17 protein-coding genes and 1 other RNA gene are annotated in these 16,703 nt (G+C 59.1%); 4 read left to right on the forward strand and 14 right to left on the reverse strand.

Going from position 1 to position 16,703, the window contains the following annotated elements; translation table 11 throughout:
• Positions 1 to 2: 2 nt before the first annotated feature.
• The 9 genes from mraY to rsmI all read right to left on the reverse strand — a co-directional run bounded on the left by mraY (position 3) and on the right by rsmI (position 8,922).
• Positions 3 to 1,085: a phospho-N-acetylmuramoyl-pentapeptide-transferase gene (gene mraY, locus POS17_RS24860; RefSeq protein WP_016966661.1), complete on the reverse strand. Its 1,083-nt coding sequence runs from the start codon at positions 1,083 to 1,085 to the stop codon at positions 3 to 5.
• Entirely contained in the window at positions 1,085 to 2,452 is a 1,368-nt protein-coding gene (locus tag POS17_RS24865) for a UDP-N-acetylmuramoyl-tripeptide--D-alanyl-D-alanine ligase (protein WP_060840966.1), read from the reverse strand. Before POS17_RS24865 ends, mraY begins: the two co-directional genes overlap by 1 nt.
• Positions 2,445 to 3,908, reverse strand: a complete 1,464-nt coding sequence (locus tag POS17_RS24870; RefSeq protein WP_060840967.1) for a UDP-N-acetylmuramoyl-L-alanyl-D-glutamate--2,6-diaminopimelate ligase — start codon at positions 3,906 to 3,908, stop codon at positions 2,445 to 2,447. Before POS17_RS24870 ends, POS17_RS24865 begins: the two co-directional genes overlap by 8 nt.
• Positions 3,908 to 5,647, reverse strand: a complete 1,740-nt coding sequence (locus POS17_RS24875) for a peptidoglycan D,D-transpeptidase FtsI family protein (protein WP_016966658.1) — start codon at positions 5,645 to 5,647, stop codon at positions 3,908 to 3,910. Before POS17_RS24875 ends, POS17_RS24870 begins: the two co-directional genes overlap by 1 nt.
• A complete protein-coding gene (gene ftsL / locus POS17_RS24880; RefSeq protein ID WP_016966657.1) occupies positions 5,644 to 5,937 on the reverse strand; it encodes a cell division protein FtsL in 294 nt (97 codons plus the stop codon). Before ftsL ends, POS17_RS24875 begins: the two co-directional genes overlap by 4 nt.
• Positions 5,934 to 6,881: a 16S rRNA (cytosine(1402)-N(4))-methyltransferase RsmH gene (gene rsmH / locus POS17_RS24885; protein ID WP_060840968.1), complete on the reverse strand. Its 948-nt coding sequence runs from the start codon at positions 6,879 to 6,881 to the stop codon at positions 5,934 to 5,936. The genes ftsL and rsmH overlap by 4 nt, the downstream gene beginning before the upstream one ends.
• Positions 6,878 to 7,333 (reverse strand): division/cell wall cluster transcriptional repressor MraZ, encoded by a 456-nt coding sequence (mraZ, locus tag POS17_RS24890; RefSeq protein ID WP_011063319.1) that lies wholly within the window; start codon positions 7,331 to 7,333, stop codon positions 6,878 to 6,880. The genes rsmH and mraZ overlap by 4 nt, the downstream gene beginning before the upstream one ends.
• A 308-nt stretch (positions 7,334 to 7,641) precedes the next feature.
• An RNA gene (gene rnpB, locus POS17_RS24895) (RNase P RNA component class A) lies at positions 7,642 to 7,995 on the reverse strand.
• 72 nt (positions 7,996 to 8,067) lie between these two features.
• The gene (gene rsmI / locus POS17_RS24900; RefSeq protein ID WP_173655960.1) at positions 8,068 to 8,922 is read right to left on the reverse strand and encodes a 16S rRNA (cytidine(1402)-2'-O)-methyltransferase; all 855 of its coding nucleotides are present in this window, start codon (positions 8,920 to 8,922) and stop codon (positions 8,068 to 8,070) included.
• 237 nt (positions 8,923 to 9,159) lie between these two features.
• Between rsmI and POS17_RS24905 the strand changes: the two genes are divergently transcribed.
• From POS17_RS24905 to POS17_RS24920, 4 genes are all read left to right on the forward strand, one after another.
• On the forward strand, positions 9,160 to 10,974 hold the full coding sequence (locus tag POS17_RS24905) for a penicillin-binding protein activator (protein ID WP_060840970.1): 1,815 nt from the start codon (positions 9,160 to 9,162) through the stop codon (positions 10,972 to 10,974).
• Positions 10,974 to 11,345: a YraN family protein gene (locus POS17_RS31280; protein ID WP_060844575.1), complete on the forward strand. Its 372-nt coding sequence runs from the start codon at positions 10,974 to 10,976 to the stop codon at positions 11,343 to 11,345. The genes POS17_RS24905 and POS17_RS31280 overlap by 1 nt, the downstream gene beginning before the upstream one ends.
• A 104-nt stretch (positions 11,346 to 11,449) precedes the next feature.
• Positions 11,450 to 12,043, forward strand: a complete 594-nt coding sequence (locus POS17_RS24915; RefSeq protein WP_007928463.1) for a phosphoheptose isomerase — start codon at positions 11,450 to 11,452, stop codon at positions 12,041 to 12,043.
• Positions 12,040 to 12,618 carry a BON domain-containing protein gene (locus POS17_RS24920; RefSeq protein ID WP_060840972.1) on the forward strand — a complete coding sequence of 193 codons (579 nt, stop codon included), beginning with the start codon at positions 12,040 to 12,042 and terminating at the stop codon, positions 12,616 to 12,618. Before POS17_RS24915 ends, POS17_RS24920 begins: the two co-directional genes overlap by 4 nt.
• Before the next feature lie 53 nt (positions 12,619 to 12,671).
• Here the strand turns inward: POS17_RS24920 and POS17_RS24925 are convergent, their stop codons facing one another.
• From POS17_RS24925 to petA, 5 genes are all read right to left on the reverse strand, one after another.
• Positions 12,672 to 13,085 (reverse strand): ClpXP protease specificity-enhancing factor, encoded by a 414-nt coding sequence (locus tag POS17_RS24925; RefSeq protein WP_060840973.1) that lies wholly within the window; start codon positions 13,083 to 13,085, stop codon positions 12,672 to 12,674.
• Between the two features lie 16 nt (positions 13,086 to 13,101).
• Positions 13,102 to 13,719, reverse strand: coding sequence for a glutathione S-transferase N-terminal domain-containing protein (locus POS17_RS24930; RefSeq protein WP_016966671.1), 618 nt, complete (start codon positions 13,717 to 13,719; stop codon positions 13,102 to 13,104).
• Between the two features lie 151 nt (positions 13,720 to 13,870).
• Entirely contained in the window at positions 13,871 to 14,653 is a 783-nt protein-coding gene (locus tag POS17_RS24935; RefSeq protein WP_060840974.1) for a cytochrome c1, read from the reverse strand.
• Complete coding sequence (locus POS17_RS24940; RefSeq protein WP_016966673.1) at positions 14,653 to 15,864, reverse strand: cytochrome b; 1,212 nt, start codon at positions 15,862 to 15,864, stop codon at positions 14,653 to 14,655. The genes POS17_RS24935 and POS17_RS24940 overlap by 1 nt, the downstream gene beginning before the upstream one ends.
• On the reverse strand, positions 15,864 to 16,457 hold the full coding sequence (petA, locus tag POS17_RS24945) for a ubiquinol-cytochrome c reductase iron-sulfur subunit (RefSeq protein WP_047306018.1): 594 nt from the start codon (positions 16,455 to 16,457) through the stop codon (positions 15,864 to 15,866). Before petA ends, POS17_RS24940 begins: the two co-directional genes overlap by 1 nt.
• Positions 16,458 to 16,703: the final 246 nt, after the last annotated feature.

Raw genomic sequence — 16,703 nt, forward strand, 5'->3', positions numbered from 1 at the left:
TTCTACCTCAGCTTCAGGGTGGCAAGGCCGATCAACACGAGAATCACGGTGATGATCCAGAAACGGACGATCACCCGTGGCTCGGGCCAGCCCTTGAGTTCAAAGTGGTGGTGGATTGGCGCCATGCGAAATACCCGGCGACCGGTCAATTTGAAGGAAGCGACCTGGATCACCACCGACAGGGTTTCCATGACGAACACGCCGCCCATGATGAACAGGACGATTTCCTGACGGACGATCACCGCAATGGTGCCCAGGGCCGCGCCCAGCGCCAGTGCGCCGACGTCGCCCATGAAGACTTGTGCGGGATAGGTGTTGAACCAGAGGAAGCCCAGGCCGGCACCGATCAACGCACCGCAGAAGACAATCAGCTCCCCCGCACCCGGCACATAGGGAATCAGCAGGTATTCAGCGAACTTCACGTTACCGGACAGGTAACAGAAGATCCCCAGCGCGCCACCGACCATCACGGTCGGCATGATCGCCAGGCCATCGAGGCCGTCGGTCAGGTTGACCGCGTTACTCGAACCGACGATGACGAAGTAGGTCAGGACCACGAAGCCGACACCCAGAGGAATGCTCACGTCCTTGAGCATCGGGATCAGCAGGGTGGTTTCCACCGGGCTTTGGGCAGTCATATAAAGGAAGATCGCCGCACCGAGACCAAACACCGATTGCCAGAAATACTTCCAGCGACTCGGCAGGCCACGGGAGTTCTTCTCGATCACCTTGCGGTAGTCATCCACCCAACCGATGGCGCCAAACGCCAGGGTGACCACCAGCACTACCCACACATAGTGGTTACGCAGGTCGGCCCAGAGCAGGGTGCTGATACCGATCGCGGAAAGGATCAGCGCGCCACCCATGGTCGGTGTACCCGACTTGGACAGGTGGGACTGCGGGCCGTCGTTACGCACGGCCTGGCCAATCTGGCGGTTCTGCAGCGTACGGATCATCCACGGACCCAGGCACAGCGCCAAAGACAGCGCAGTCAGTACCCCGAGGATCCCGCGCAGGGTCAGGTACTGAAAGACCGCGAAGCCTTTGTAGAACTGTTGCAGGTACTCCGCTAGCAGCAGCAGCATCAATGTTTCTCCGTACTGGAGCCGCACAAAGCCGCGACGATGTTTTCCATCACCGCGCTGCGCGATCCCTTGATCAAAATGGTGGTATTAGGGTCTTGCTCGACGTTCAGGGCGGCAATCAGATCAGCCTGGCTGGCGAAGTGACGTGCATGCTCGCCAAAGGCAGCGACGGCATGCGCCATCATCGGGCCTACGGCGTAGAGGGCCGAAACCTTGCCAGCGGCATATGCACCTACTTCGCGGTGCCCCTGCTCCGCCCACTCGCCCAACTCGCCGATGTCTCCGAGCACCAGGACGGTGCGGCCGGAAAAGCCGGCGAGTATATCAACGGCGGCACACATTGAGGTGGGGTTTGCGTTGTAAGTGTCATCGATCACCCGCATGCCATTCTTGGCCAACTGGGCGACGGTACGGCCCTTGACCGGTTGCACGGCATTCAAGCCGGTGGCGATTCCGAACAGCGACACACCCATGGCATGGGCGGCCGCAGCGGCGGCCAGGGCGTTGGCCACGTTGTGGGTGCCCAACAGGTTCAATTGCACCGTCTCCACGCCCTTGGGGCTGTGCAACTTGAAGGACGGGCAGCCTCGAGCATCGCGCCCTATATCAGAGGCATAAAAATCCGCAGCGCTATTGTTTAGGGCAAAGCTCAGCACTGGTCGCCCGGCAGCGCGAGCCTTCCAGATCGGGAATGCCTTGTCATCCAGATTGAGGACAGCAATCCCGGCGCTATCAAGTCCCTCGAGAATCTCGCCCTTGGCCTCGACAATCTTCTCCGGCCCGCCGAACTCACCAACGTGGGCTGTACCGGCATTGTTGATAATTGCCACATGGGGACGGGTCATGGCCACGGTGTAGGCGATCTCGCCAATACGCGACGCGCCAAGCTCGATCACCGCGGCGCTGTGCTCAGGAGCCAGCTCCAGCAGGGTCAGAGGGGCCCCCAGGTCATTATTGAGATTGCCTCGGGTCGCCAACACCGGACCGCGAGTGCGCAGGATGCTGGCGAGCATTTCCTTGACCGTTGTCTTGCCGCTGGAACCGGTCACCGCTGCCACCGGCCGGGTAAAGGCACCGCGATTCAGAGCGCCCAGTTGTCCCAGGGCCAGGCGCGTGTCCTTGACCAGCAACTGCGGCAGGGTGCTGTCGGGAACTTCACGCTCAACCAAAGCAGCTACCGCCCCCTTGGCCGCCACTTCATTCAAGTAGTCGTGGCCGTCGAAACGCGGACCAGTCAGGGCCACGAACAACTGCCCGGCCTGAATGGCCCGGCTATCAATGCTAACGCCGCTAAAACGCGCATCGCCCGCGATCAGGCGGGCGTCCAGCGGAGCCATGACCTCACTGAGCAGCAGGGCTTTAAGCATGTGCCACCTCCCATGCAGTCAGGGCCTTGTCGGCTTCGGCAAGATCGGAGAAATCATGGCGCTGCCCCTTGATCTCCTGATAATCCTCATGCCCCTTGCCCGCCAGCACCACCACATCATCCGCAGCAGCGGCGGCGATCAGGCGGGCGATGGCCAGGCCGCGACCGGGGACAAAGTCGACCTTGTCCACCGCACTGAAGCCGGCACGGATGTCATCGAAGATCTGCGCCGGGTCTTCGCTGCGCGGATTGTCATCGGTCACCAGGACGCCGTCGGCCAGGCGCTCGACCACTTCGGCCATCAACGGACGCTTGCCGCGGTCGCGGTCGCCCCCACAGCCGAACAGGCACAGCAAGCGCCCCTTGGCGTGCGGACGCAGGGCCATGAGTACTTTTTCCAGGGCATCCGGGGTATGGGCGTAATCCACCACCACCAGCGGTTGGTTGCCTCCGCCCAGGCGCTGCATGCGTCCGGCGGGGCCTTCCAGCTTGGGCAGTACGGCGAGGATTTCATCCAGGGCATACTCCAGGCCCAGCAAAGCGCCCACTGCAGCCAGGACGTTGCTCAGGTTGAAACGCCCGAGCAGCGCGCTGCGCAAGTGATGTTCGCCCTGCGGGGTTACCAGGGTGGCACGCACGCCGTCGTCGTCGAACAAGGCTTCGCGGCAATACAGGTAGGCCGAGGAATCTTCCAGGCTGTAGGTGATCAGCCGCGAGTCATGCTTGTCCGCTGCCAGTTGCCGGCCGAACTCGTCGTCGAGATTGATCACCCGGCAACGCAGGTCGGTCCAATTGAACAGCTTGGCCTTGGCTGCGCCATAGGCCTCCATGGTTCCGTGATAGTCCAGATGGTCACGGGACAGATTGGTCAGCACCGCCACATCGAATGCCAGGGCCGCCACCCGCCCCTGGTCCAGACCATGGGACGAGACTTCCATCGCCACGGCCTTGGCACCGGCATTTTTCAGATCAGCCAGCGTTGCCTGCACGGCGATAGGATTGGGCGTGGTGTGCAAACCACTTTCCAGCGCGCCATAGAAGCCTGTACCCAAGGTGCCCACCAGACCGCAACGCTGACCCAGCAGGTCCAGCGCCTGAGCCACCAACTGGGTGACACTGGTCTTGCCGTTGGTACCGGTCACGCCCACCAGGTTCAACTGGCGGCTCGGATCACCGTAGAAACGTCCGGCAATGTCAGACAATTGGGCTGCCAGGCCTTTGACCGGAATCAGCGGTACATCGGTCAGCGGCAAAACGGTTGCCCCTTCCACCTCATAGGCCACAGCAGCAGCGCCGCGCTGCAACGCATCGGCAATGTGCGCTCGGCCATCGAACTTGGCGCCGGGTACGGCCAGGAACAGATCGCCAGCGCGAACGCTGCGGCTGTCCAGGGTCAGCTCACGGATCAGCAGGTCGCGACCGGCGTGGGCAAAAATCTTGTTCAGGCTAAGAGACATTAGCCACGCCCTCCATTGGCTCGTACTGGGGTGACAGGAGCCGCGTTGGCCTGTTGTGTAGTCGGCAGGTTATCCGGAGTGATGTTCATCAAACGCAGGGTGCCGGACATCACTTTGCTGAACACCGGTGCCGATACCAGGCCACCGAAGTAGCCGGCCTTGCTCGGTTCGTCGATCACCACCACGATGGCGTAGCGCGGATCGCTCATCGGGCCAAAGCCGGCAAACAGCGAACGGTAGGAGTTCTCGGCGTAGCCCTTGGTGCCCACCGACGTCTTGCGCGCAGTACCACTCTTGCCAGCCACGTGGTAAGCCGGGACCTGGGCACGGAACACGCCGCGCGGCGCCTCGATCACCTGCTGCAGCATGCCCTGCATGGTTTTGGCGACGTTTTCCGGAATCACCTGGGTGGTTTGCGGCGCCTTGTCGGATTTGATCAGAGTCAAGGGAGCAATACGCCCATTGTTGGCCAATGCGGAGAACGCATGGACCAACTGGATCGCCGTCACGGAAATACCGTAGCCGTAGGACAAAGTCGCGGTCTCGGCCTTGCGCCACTCCCGGTAATTGGGCAGGTTGCCGACGCGCTCACCCGGGAAGCCCAGCCCAGTGTCCTGACCCAGACCGATTTTCTGCGCCAGGCGGAAAATCGTCTCACCGCCAATGTCGAAGGCGATCTTGCTCATGCCCACGTTACTGGAATTGATCAGAATCCCGGTCAGGTCGAGTACAGGTCCTTCGGTCTTGGATACGTCACGAATGGTGTACTTGCCCAACTGCAGGGTGCCCGGATAAACCTCGACGGTATCGCTGGGCTTCCAGCGACCGGTTTCCAGGGCCGCGCTCATGGAGATCGCCTTCATGGTCGAGCCGGGCTCGAACACGTCGATCATCGCGCGATTGCGCATCATTGCCGGCTGCAGGTTGCGACGGTTGTTCGGGTTATAGGTCGGCTGGTTGACCATGGCGAGGATCTCGCCCGTCTTCACGTCCATGATCACTAGGCTGCCGGCCTTCGCACCGTTCTCGACGATGGCATTGCGCAACTCACGGTTGGCCAGATACTGCAGGCGCAGGTCAATCGACAACGCCAAGGGCTTGCCGGCCTTGGCGTTCTTGGTGACCTGGACATCCTTGATCAGTCTGCCGCGCCGGTCCTTGATCACCTGACGCTTGCCAGGCACACCAGCGAGCCATTCGTCATAGGCCAGTTCGACGCCTTCACGTCCACGATCGTCAATGTCGGTGAAGCCCACCATGTGCGCAGTCACTTCGCCGGCGGGATAGAAACGGCGGAACTCCTCGATGCCATAGACACCTGGCACCTTCAGGTCGAGCACCGCCTGCCCCTGCTCCGGAGTGAGCCCCCGAACCAGATAGATGAATTCTTTGTTGGCCTGGGCTTCGAGACGCTCGGCCAGCGCCTTGGGGTCTTGTCCGAGGGCCATGGCCAACGCCGGCCAACGATCCTTGGCCACCTGCATTTCCTTGGCGTTGGCCCACAGGGTAGTCACTGGCGTGCTCACCGCCAGCGGCTCGCCATTGCGATCGGTGATCAGGCCGCGGTGCGCGGGAATAGGGATATGTCGAACACTGCGGGCATCGCCCTGCCCTTTAAGGAAGTCACGATCGACCACCTGCAGATCGATGATGCGCCAGCCAATCGCCGACACCATGACCGCCAGCAAGCCCAGCACCACGCGAAAACGCCAAGGATAGAGCGCGCCTTCAAGCTTCATGGCGCCACCATTCGAACTTCGGCCGCACCTGGGATGTGCATTTTCAACTGCTCGGTGGCCAGTACTTCAATCCGGCTATGAGCGGTCCAGGTGCTTTGTTCAAGGATCAAGCGACCCCATTCAGCCTGGGCCTTGTCGCGCACACTCAGCTCGCCGTACAGCGTATTGAGCAGCAAACGGTTCCAGTGGGCACTGTAGGAAACCGCGATCGCGGACACCAGCACCCCTACGAATAGCAGCAGCATGAAAAAGCTTCCGCCTGGAAGCGGCTTGGCGAAGAGCTTGCTCACCGAAGCTTCTCCGCAACACGCATGACGGCACTACGAGCACGCGGGTTGGCCTTGAGTTCGGCCTCGGAGGCGAACTGCGCTTTGCCATGGATCTTGATTTTCGGCACGAAGGCTTCGAAACGTACCGGCAGGTTACGCGGCAGATTGTCAGACTCGCCTTTCACCAGGCGACGCATGAACAATTTGACGATGCGATCTTCCAGGGAGTGGAAACTGATGACCACCAGACGGCCACCCACTTCCAGGGCGTCCAGCGCAGCTTCCAGGCCCGCCTCCAGATCACCCAGCTCGTTATTCACATGAATGCGCAACCCCTGGAAAGCCCGGGTCGCCGGGTTCTTGCCCTTTTCCCAGGCTGGGTTGGCCACCTTGAGCACTTCAGCCAGATCGGCAGTGCGCTCGAAAGGCTGGATCTCACGACGTTCGACCACTGCTCGCGCCATACGACCGGAGAAGCGCTCTTCGCCGTACTCCTTGAATACGCGGGCGATATCCTCCACTGGCGCGGTGGCGATGAACTCAGCGGCACTGATACCACGAGTCGGGTCCATACGCATGTCCAGGGGGCCATCATTGAGAAAGCTGAAGCCGCGCTCAGGATCGTCCAACTGAGGGGACGACACACCCAGGTCGAGCAGTACGCCACTGACCTTGCCGGCCAGCCCGCGCTCGGCGACTTCCGAACCCAGCTCGGCAAAACTGCGCTGCACAACGACAAAGCGGCCGTCTTCGGCCGCTAGCGCTTGCCCGGTGGCAATCGCTTGGGGGTCTTTGTCGAATCCGAGGAGCCGGCCCTCCGCCCCGAGCTTGCTGAGAATCAGCCGGCTATGCCCACCACGGCCGAAGGTGCCATCCAGATAGCAGCCATCAGGCCGCACGGCGAGAGCCTCGACGGCTTCGTCAAGCAGCACGGTGATGTGGTTAAAGCCGCTATCAATAGTCACAGGATCAAATCACGCAGTTCATCAGGCATGGCGCCCGGTTGTTGAATAGCCGCCAGGTCCGCTGCGGAAACAGCATTCCAGGCATCCTCGTCCCACAGTTGGAACTTGTTCAGTTGGCCCACCAACATTGCGCGCTTATCCAACTTGGCATATTCACGCAGGCGCGGCGGTACCAGAAAACGACCACTGCCATCGAGCTCAAGATCGACGGCATTACCAATCAGCAAACGCTGCAAACGACGGTTCTCTTCGCGCAGCGAAGGCAGCGCGCGCAGTTTGGTTTCTATCAGCTCCCACTCGTCGAGAGGGTAAACACACAAACAAGGATCAACAGCATCGATCGTGACGATTAACTGCCCAGAACTTCGCGAAACGAGCTCGTCACGATACCGGCTCGGCATGGCGAGACGGCCTTTTGCATCGAGACTGATAGCGTTAGCTCCGCGAAACACGTCAGCGTTTCTCCAAATTTTAGCGTTTTGCGCTCATAAAACCCACTTCATGCCACTTTCCGCCACTTGCGCACACTATAGGAATGCGCCCACACCACCGTCAAGGCGCGCAGCGACGGAAAAGCCTTATAGAACGGAGATTTAGGACACTAAGAGGAGAGGCAACGAGAATTCGAGGGGCATTCCAGAGCATTAACTTCAGACAGCTCAATAAGCTGCAATGCGAAGTTAAAGTGATTTATTAAGAGTAAGATTTTTTCGGTATTACAAAAACGCTTCTGCTATTGATTCAAGCAGGGAGGGAAAAGGTGGAGAGTCGATCTGTAAGCCGGGTTCTGTCGAGGACAGTCATTCCTCTACGATGGCCATCACTGGACATCTTTAGCAACCTACCCGGTTCCAGCGCGGGCCACGCCTTGGAACCCTATTTGGTCTTGCTCCGAGTGGGGTTTACCTAGCCACGAACTGTTACCAGACGTGCGGTGCGCTCTTACCGCACCTTTTCACCCTTACCGGCACCGAAGTGCTTAGGCGGTTATTTTCTGTGGCACTTTCCGTAGGCTCACGCCCCCCAGGCATTACCTGGCACTCCGCCCTATGGAGCCCGGACTTTCCTCCCCCCTCTAATTTTCATAGAGGGCAGCGACTGTCCAATCGACTCTCCGCCGCGCAGGTTAACGGCAGAGCGGCCCAAGAACAAGCGCTAAAAGCCATTGGCCACCCTGGCATGCCATTTATTGTTCTTTCTGCTTATTCAAGGCCACCTGATACAGCACGTTCTTGCGCTCACCAGTGATCTCGGCCGCCAGCGCTGCCGCCCGCTTGAGAGGCATTTCCTTGAGCAGCAGGTCAAGCACGCGCATCGACTCAGCGCTGATCGCCTCATCACCTTCCGGCGCCGTCCACCCCGCGACCAGCACTACGCACTCGCCACGCTGCTGATTGCTGTCGGATTCAACGAACTGGCGCAACTCAGAAAGCGGCAAGCCCTTGAGAGTCTCGAAAGTCTTGGTCAGCTCCCGAGCCAGCAACGCAGGCCGATCGCCACCGAATACCGCCTCCATGTCCTGCAGACACTCAAGAATCCGATGCGGAGCCTCATAGAAAATCAACGTACGCGGCTCTTCCTTGACCGCCTCCAGACGCCCACGCCGCCCAACCGCCTTGGCCGGTAGAAAACCTTCGAAGATAAACCGGTCCGATGGCAGACCTGCTGCCGACAATGCAGCGATCAAAGCACAGGCCCCGGGCACAGGAACCACATTGATACCTGCTGCTCGCGCCTGACGCACCAAGTGATAACCAGGATCAGAAATCAACGGCGTGCCCGCATCCGAGATCAACGCAACATCATCCCCGGCGAGCAAACGGGTGATGAAACGACTGCCTTCGTCACGCTCATTATGTTCATGACAGGCCGCCAGAGGCGTGGCAATGCCGAAGTGCTGCATCAGGCGCTGAGAATGCCGGGTATCCTCCGCAGCAATGAGCGACACCTCGCGCAACAACTTCAGAGCCCGGGCGCTGATGTCGTCCAGATTACCGATGGGCGTCGCCACCACATAAAGCGAGCCAGCAGCGGAATTCAAAGGACCCGGAACAGTCAAAGCGCACACCTCTTGATCGGCAAAAGCGCCATTGTAGCGCGTTGAAGCCCTCTCAATAGACCTGTCAATCGCTCAACACTCTGATCCTTTGCCGGCTTTTGTGCCTCCCAGCAACATTTGCACCAGCTAAATGGACGGTTTATCACCAGTAACATCGCGCCCCGGCCAGCGCTTGGGTACAATTCCACGCTCATTTGATCGAGTATCAGGAACACTTACATGATCGCTTGCCTGCGGCTGTTTCTCGCCCTCTGCCTGGCTACCCTTTTGGTGGCTTGCGCCAGCTCGCCCTCCTCCAGCCTTGGCGAACTTCCACGGACACCGGATGCCAGCATCGAGCAATTGCTCGAACAGGCCGCCACCAGCAAAAGCCCCGACAAAGCCGCCCTGCTACGCCTGAGCGCGGCAGACATGGCGTATCGCCAAGGCAACGCCGGACGCGCCGGACAGATTCTGCAGCAAGTGCCGCTGGATCAGCTCAAACCTGCCCAGCAAATCTTCGCCAGCACGCTGTCCGCCGAGCTGGCCATGGTACGCAATCAGCCAAAGGCGGCTTTAACCGCCTTGAGCCATCCCAGCCTGCAGCACCTGAGCGAGCTGCCCGCACCACAACAGATTCGCACCGGCACCGTTCATGCTCGCGCCCTTGAGGCCGACGGCCAAACATTGGCAGCCGCCAAGGAGCGGATCTTTATTGCCCCCTTGCTCAAAGACGATGCCGCAGCAAAGAACCACGAAGCCATTTGGGCACTGATCGCCGCCCTGCCAACCGACCAACTGCAGCCAGCGGGCAATGACGATCTGGCCGGCTGGATGAGCCTGGCCCTGGCAGTCAAGAGCGCCGGCACCCTGGAACAGCAGCAGGCCGCCATTGATCAGTGGCGCGCACAGAATCCAAAACACCCTGCTGCCCTCCAATTGCCGCAACCGCTGATCAAGCTCAAAGAGCTGGCCAGCCAACCCGTGTCGAAAATCGCCCTGCTGCTGCCACAGGACGGCCCGCTGGCCTCTGTAGCCAAAGCCCTGCGCGAAGGCTTCATGGCGGCCCACTATCAAGCACAGCAAGCCGGACAGAAACCACCCAGCATCGAGTTCTACGACAGCTCGCGCCTGAGCTCCCTGGATGACTTCTATCGCAAGGCCCAAGCAGCCGGCGTGCAGTTGGTAGTCGGCCCACTGGAAAAACCCCTGGTCAAACAGCTGGCTGCACGCCCGCAACTGCCGATTACTACCCTGGCACTGAACTACAGCGAGGGCGGCGAACAGGGCCCTGCGCAACTGTTCCAGTTTGGCCTGGCAGCCGAAGACGAAGCCCGTGAAGTTTCTCGTCGCGCCCGCGCCGACGGCTTGCACCGTGCCGCCGCGCTGGTCCCCAAGGGTGAATGGGGCGATCGCGTGCTCAAAGCCTTCCGCCAGGATTGGGAAGCCAACGGCGGCAGCATGATCGGCATCGAACGCATCGATCAGCCAGTCGCCCTGGCCCAGCAGATTGCCGACCTGTTCCAACTGCGCCAAAGCGAAGGTCGCGCCAAGAGCCTGCAAAGCACCGTAGGCACTCAAGTCGCCGCGCAACCGGCACGCCGCCAGGACATCGAGTTCATTTTCCTTGCTGCAACGCCACAGCAGGCACAACAGATCAAGCCGACCCTGAACTTCCAATACGCCGGGGACGTTCCGGTGTACGCCACCTCCAACGTATTCAGTGCCAGCGGCGATCAGAACCAATACAACGACATGAACGGAGTAATGTTCTGTGAAACCCCCTGGCTGCTAGACGCCAACGGCCTTCTGCGGCGCCAGGTCACTGCACAATGGCCACAAGCCGGAGGCAGCCTAGGTCGCCTGTACGCCATGGGCGTCGACGCCTATCGTCTTGCACCTCGCCTGGGCCAGCTCAAGGCCCTGCCTGACAGCCGGATCGATGGTGAGTCCGGCAGCCTGGGCATGGCCGCAGGTCAGCGTATCGAACGCCAGCTGCCGTGGGCCAAGTTCGTCAACGGCCAGGTCACCCGCCTGCCCGATACACCGCGCTGATGCTCCAAGGATCACGCCAGCAAAGCGGAAGAGATGCCGAAAGCCAAGCGCTCAGGCATCTCCAACAGCAAGGGCTGCGCCTGCTGGCGCAGAACTGGCTGTGCAAACGCGGCGAGCTTGATCTGGTCATGCTTGACGGCGATACAGTAGTATTCGTCGAAGTCCGCTACAGACAACACACGCAATGGGGTGGCGCCCTGGGCAGTATCGATGGGCGCAAGCGTCAGAAACTCATTCTTGCTGCGCAGATTTTTCTGCAAAAAGAGTCACGCTGGTCCAACCATCCCTGCCGTTTCGATGTGGTCGCCATTGACGGCGCCCCAGGTGCAGAAGCCCGCCTGAACTGGCTGCGCAATGCCTTTGACAGCTGAAAGAAGCCATCAGGCAGCACCCATTTTCACTCAACTTTTTTGCTCTTTGCTTTGCGGGCTGCACATTCACGTGCCACCAAGCCGCGCTACTTAAGGTCACACAGATGGACATGCAATCCCGAATTCGCCAGCTTTTTCAGGCCAGTATCGACACCAAGCAACAGGCGATGGACGTACTTGCACCGCACATCGAGCAAGCCAGCCAAGTCATGGTCAACGCCCTGCTCAATGAGGGCAAAATGCTCTCCTGTGGCAACGGCGGTTCTGCGGGCGACGCCCAGCACTTTTCCTCCGAACTGCTCAACCGCTTCGAACGTGAACGCCCCAGCCTGCCAGCCATCGCCCTGACCACCGATAGCTCGACCATCACTTCGATCGCCAACGACTACAGCTACAACGAAGTCTTTTCCAAGCAGATCCGCGCCCTGGGACAACCTGGCGACGTACTGCTGGCGATTTCCACCAGCGGCAACTCGGCCAACATTATTCAAGCAATCCAGGCCGCACATGATCGAGAAATGATTGTCGTAGCATTGACCGGTCGCGATGGTGGAGGCATGGCTTCCCTGCTTTTGCCTGAAGATGTTGAAATTCGTGTACCGGCCAACGTCACCGCACGTATTCAAGAAGTCCACCTGCTGGCGATCCACTGCCTTTGCGACTTGATCGACAGCCAATTGTTCGGGAGTGAAGAATGACCCCTAATCGCCTTGGCCTTCTGGCCTTGACCTTGTGCCTCGGCATCACTGGTTGCAGCTCGGTGATTACCGCCACCCGCGACAAACCCATTGATGACGATCGCGGCACTCGCACCTTCGGCAGCAAGATCGACGACTCACTGATCGAAACCAAAGTCGCCGTCAACGTTGCCAAGGCCAACCCGGACCTGGAAAACAACTCACACATTGTCGTCACCAGCTTCAACGGCATTGTCCTGCTCGCAGGCCAGACACCGCGCCCCGACCTCAAGGCAACAGCCGAACAGGCCGCCAGCGAAGTGCAGCGAGTCAAGAAGGTCCATAACGAACTGCAAGTACTGCCGCCCTCCGGCTTTCTGGCACGGCAGAACGATGGCTGGCTGACCACCAAGATCAAGACTCAGATGCTCACCGACGCCAGCATTCCCGGATCGCGGATCAAGGTCGTCACCGAGAATGGCATCGTCTACCTGCTGGGCCTGCTGACCCAACAGGAAGCCGCGCAAGCCACCAATCTGGTCCAGGGCGTCTCCGGCGTACAAAAAATCGTCAAACTGTTCGAATACATCGACTGACACAGCACTGCGTCAGACACAAAAAAGGCGATCCATCTGGATCGCCTTTTTTATTACTTGACCACTTTCAAGCTGGGCCGGCCACTGGGGCGCGGCGGCTCACTGTCCGGTGGCGGCAAATCGTCATCCGGCTCGATGTCATCTTCTTCGTCCAGAGGCGACTCCAGATCAAAGACCATGCCCTGACCATTCTCGCGCGCATAGATTCCGAGTATCGCCGCGACCGGTACGTGCAAGCTGTGTGGCACACCGCCGAAGCGCCCTTCAAAGGTCACGGCGTCGTTGTCCATGTGCAGATGACGCACGGCACTGGGAGAAATATTCAGGACAATTTGCCCATCACTGGCAAAGCCCTGGGGCACCTGCACAGCCGGATAGTCGGAATTGACCAGCAGGTGCGGGGTGCAATCGTTGTCCACAATCCACTCATAGAGCGCGCGGACCAGATAAGGTCGACTGGAGTTCATAGCGGCTCCTTAAGCCTCAGCGCATGTCACGTTCGACGCCAGACAGACTCGCCTGGAAAGCCTCACGCGCAAATTGGCGGTCCATATAATCAAGCAGCGGCTTGGCCTGCCGCGGCAATTCGATACCCAGGATTGGCAATCTCCAGAGTATGGGCAGTAGGCAGCAGTCCACCAGACTTTGTTCCTCACTGAGGAAAAATGGTTTGTCGGCAAACAGCGGAGACACTCCGGTCAGACTTTCACGCAATTCCTTACGCGCCTGCACCCGCGCCGCCTCCTTGGTCCGCGGATCCAGGATCAGATCCACCTGCCCGCACCAATCACGCTGGATTCGGTGCATCAGCAAACGACTGTTGGCACGCGCCACAGGGTAAACCGGCAACAGCGGCGGATGAGGGTAACGCTCATCCAGGTACTCCATCACCACTGTCGATTCCCACAACGCCAGGTCACGATCAACCAGCGTTGGCAAGCTCCCGTAAGGATTCACTTCGATCAGCTTCGGCGGCTGACGGCCCGCCTCCACACTGATGATCTCGGCGCTGACACCCTTCTCCGCCAGCACAATGCGCACCCGGTGGGAATAGTGGTCGGCGGGATCGGAGTAACAGGCCAACCGATTGGTCACGCCCATGGCGATCCTCCTCGCTTGTTGAAATTATCGGAAGCAGAAAAAACGAGCGCGCCCTCAGGGCGCCTCTGGTAACCCCCGAATGATACAGGGTTGTTACTGATCAGAGACGCCCTTGGGCGCGCACGCTCAACAACTGATGCTTAAAACGTTATTAATGCACATCCTTCCAGTATTCGCGCTTGAGCAGATAGGCGAACACGAAGAAGAAGGCCAGATACAAGAGCACATAAGTGCCGATGCGCTGGTGTTGCAGCTTGACCGGGTTGGCCGAGTAGGCAAGGAAAGTCACCAGATTCTTAACCTTCTCGTCGAACTGAGCCTCGTTGAGAGTACCGGTACCCTCTTTGACTGTCAGTTGATCGCACGCCTCGTGAGTCAGCGGTGTACCAGTCAGCGGATCGTATTGCTTCTTGCCGTCTTCAACGATCTGCACCTGCTTGCAACCGACCACTTGACGCCCTTGCAGACCGACCAGGACGTTAGGCATGCCAACGTTCGGGAAGACCTTGTTGTTCACACCCCAAGGGCGCGCAGGATCTTCATAGAAGGACTTGAGGTAGCCATAAAGCCAGTCGGTACCACGAACACGAGCCACCAGGGTCAGATCTGGCGGCGCTGCACCGAACCAGGTCTTGGCATCCGCCGGCTGCATGCCGATGTTCATGTGGTCGCCGATCTTGGCACCAGTGAAAACCAGCTTGCTCAACATCAGGTCGTGAGGAATGCCCAAGTCATCGGCCACTCGCTCATAACGCTGGAACTTGGCGCTGTGGCAGCCCATGCAGTAGTTGGCAAAAGTACGCGCGCCGTCTTGCAGGGCGGCTTTGTCGGAGAGATCGATATCGATCTTCTCCAACTCAGGTCCGCCGTGCTCGGCCGCGAAAGACAATACAGGCATAGCAGCAAGAATCAGTACAGCAAATAGCTTTTTCATCAGCCAGTCACCCTTTCCGGAACCGGTTTGGTCTTCTCGAGCCTGGTGTAGAACGGCATCAGAATGAAGTAGGCGAAGTACAGGAAGGTACATACCTGCGACAGCAGCGTACGGCCCGGAGTCGGTGCCAGAACACCCAGCACACCCAGGATCACGAACGAGATGCAGAACACCAGCAGCCAGATCTTGCTCAGCCAGCCTTTGTAGCGCATGGACTTGACCGGGCTGCGGTCAAGCCAAGGCAGTACGAACAGGACCGCAATTGCAGCGCCCATGGCGATAACACCCAAGAGCTTGTCCGGCACCGCACGCAGGATCGCGTAGAACGGCGTGAAGTACCAAACCGGAGCAATGTGCTCGGGAGTCTTGAACGGGTTGGCTTGTTCGAAGTTCGGTTTCTCGAGGAAATAACCGCCCATTTCCGGGAAGAAGAACACGATCGAGCAGAAGATGAACAGGAACACCACTACGCCGACGATATCCTTCACGGTGTAGTAAGGGTGGAAAGGAATGCCATCCAGCGGGATGCCGTTCTCGTCCTTGTTCTTCTTGATGTCTACGCCATCCGGGTTGTTCGAACCCACTTCGTGCAACGCCAGGATGTGCAGCACCACCAGGCCGAGGATCACGATCGGCAGGGCTACTACGTGCAGGGCGAAGAAGCGGTTCAGAGTAATCCCGGAAATCAGGTAGTCACCACGAATCCACTGGGTCAGGTCGTCACCAATAACGGGGATCGCACCGAACAGCGAGATGATTACCTGAGCACCCCAATAGGACATCTGTCCCCAAGGCAGCAGGTAGCCCATGAAGGCTTCAGCCATCAGCGCCAGGTAGATCAGCATGCCGAACAGCCACACCAGCTCACGAGGCTTCTGGTAGGAACCGTAGAGCAAGCCACGGAACATGTGCAGATAGACCACGATGAAGAACGCCGAAGCGCCGGTGGAGTGAAGCAGACGCAGGATCGCGCCGTACTCGACGTCGCGCATGATGTATTCAACAGAAGCGAAGGCCTCTTCTGCCGAAGGGGTGTAGCTCATGGTCAGCCAGACACCGGTAACGATCTGATTGACCAGCACCAGCAGCGCCAGGGAGCCAAAGAAATAGAAGAAGTTGAAGTTCTTCGGAGCGTAATACTTGCTGAGATGGTCTTCCCACATCTTGGTCGCGGGGAAGCGCGCATCAACCCAATCCATGAACTTGCTCATCACGCTTTCTCCGTGTCGACGCCAATGACGATGATGTCATCCGACTCATAGGAATGCGGGGGTACTGGCAGGTTCAGGGGCGCAGGCTGCGCCTTGTAGACGCGACCAGCCAGATCGTAGTGGGAGCCGTGGCAAGGGCAGAAATAGCCACCTACCCAGTCCTTGCCCAGATCGGCGGGCGCCACTTCAGGACGGAAGGTCGGAGAACAACCCAGGTGAGTGCAGATCCCGATCAGCAGCAGGATCTCTGGCTTGATCGAACGCACTTCCGGATCGACGTAGGTTGGTTGTACCGAGTTCTTGGAGTCAGGGTCAGACAGCTGGCCCTCGATCTTTTTAAGATTCCCCAGGATTTCCTCTGTACGGCGGACGATGAACACCGGCTGACCACGCCATTCAGCAATCATCTGCTGACCTGGGTCGATCTTGCTGATATTCACTTTCACCGGTGCACCTGCGGCTTTCGCCTTGGCACTGGGAAACCATGACCCCACGAACGGGACCGCAGCCCCCACCGCTCCTGCAGCACCCACCACGGATGTGGCTGCTACTAAGAAGCGACGCCGGCCTGCATTCACGCCGTCATTGCTCATTCAGTCCTCTCCCATCAGCTTTGTGGCCTGTTAAATCAGGCATCTACTAAGTAAAAATCTGAACTTATAAAAATTTTGCCGAATGGTAATGAAAAGCCCCTATTCTGACAAGGTAATTACCAAGCCCAGCCAGCCCGAAGCCTTGTAGTATAGGGCCTCCGCGGATGTGGCAAGTTGTCACAGAGCAAATTTCAGACAATAAAAAACGCCCAGCTCCGCAAGGAGACTGGGCGTCTTTGAACGCAG

This window comes from Pseudomonas sp. Os17 (assembly GCF_001547895.1).
Classification (GTDB): Bacteria; Pseudomonadota; Gammaproteobacteria; order Pseudomonadales; family Pseudomonadaceae; genus Aquipseudomonas.